We start from the raw sequence: 1189 nt of genomic DNA, 5'->3' as shown, positions 1-1189 counted from the left end.
AAGCCGGGCGACGGGTGAGGGCCCCGCTTACTGGCGCCCTCACCGGTGATTCGGAGACGTCGCCCACATGGATGGGTCCGGATGCGGGGGAGCTCGGCCGGGGTGACGCTGGCGGCATGCCCTCCGTGACGCCCGGATCGTGTATCCGCCGGACGAAGACGCACCCCCGCTCAACGAGCCGAGCGGAACCGTCACCGCGCAGGGCGGCGTGGTTCCTTCCATGGTCACCTTTGGGCTCCTGACTCAATAGAGTTATACGACGCGTGCTTCCTGTCTGTCCCGGACGGCGGCTCTGTGCAGCCTGCCAGGCTTCCGGGCAACGGCGGTGTGGCGGCGAGGGTGTGAGCGGCTGTCAGGGCGGTGGCGAGGGCGGGCCGGTAGCGTCGTGCCATGGGCGATGAATGGGCCCAGGAAGGAGTGGGCGTTCGAGGCGCCGGGGGGTGCGCGACGCGTTGGCGGCGGTGGGGGGAGTTCCTGCCGGAGTGTCTGCCTGGTGAGCTGGAGGATTGCGGCACGTCGGCGGGGGATCATCGCGGGGTGTGGCTGGCCATGTTGAAGGCGCGGGCACAGTTCATGATCGAGGCGAACCACGGTGCGCCGGAGGCGGAGCGGTTGGGCGGTCGGCTGTATCGCAGAGTGCTGGAAGACGGGCGCCGGCACTTCGGGCTGTGACGGGCAGCGGGAGAGGGGCCGGTGTAATCCCTGGAGTTTTGGAGCGTCCTCGGAGCGGGTTTTGTTCCGGGGACGTTTCGTGTTTAGGGCTGGTTTGTGTTTCGGGTTGACGCATTCCGTTCGGTGGGGGTCCCTTATCCCTCATCAGCTACTGACGGGGCGTCAGGAAGGTGGGGGGTGCGATGTGTCGGCTTCGCGTCGGTGAGGGTGTGGCAGTGGGCGCAGGCCAGGAAAGCGGCATATCGCCAGGTGGCTCACTGCCACGACGACGGCACATCGCAGTCCGGCAACAGGGCGTCAGCCGGGCCACCCTGTGTACGGGGTCCGGCCGGCCGCACCAGCCCTCTGCGGAAGGCTTGTGAGGTTGGTCCGGGTCGGATGGCTCTATCGTCAGCCGCCCGGATGGGAAAACTGGTCCTTGGCTAGCCTCGCGCTTTCGCGAGTGGGGCCGTCCGAGTCTTGATCAAAAAAGTGGAGAGTGCTGCTGACCTGCAACGATGGGACTTGTCGAGGGTCC

At 67.3% G+C, this 1189-nt stretch carries 1 protein-coding gene; it reads left to right on the top strand.

Translation table 11 applies throughout. The features are described from left to right. Positions 1-390: 390 nt before the first annotated feature. Positions 391-672 carry a hypothetical protein gene (locus tag ABZZ74_RS54315; RefSeq protein ID WP_356951470.1) on the top strand — a complete coding sequence of 94 codons (282 nt, stop codon included), beginning with the start codon at positions 391-393 and terminating at the stop codon, positions 670-672. The last annotated feature ends 517 nt before the right edge of the window (positions 673-1189 follow it).

Origin of the sequence: Streptomyces sp. NPDC006476 (genome assembly GCF_040612015.1) — a bacterium.
GTDB lineage: Bacteria > Actinomycetota > Actinomycetes > Streptomycetales > Streptomycetaceae > Streptomyces > Streptomyces griseorubiginosus_B.
This window is presented reverse-complemented; position numbering and strand designations above follow the sequence as displayed.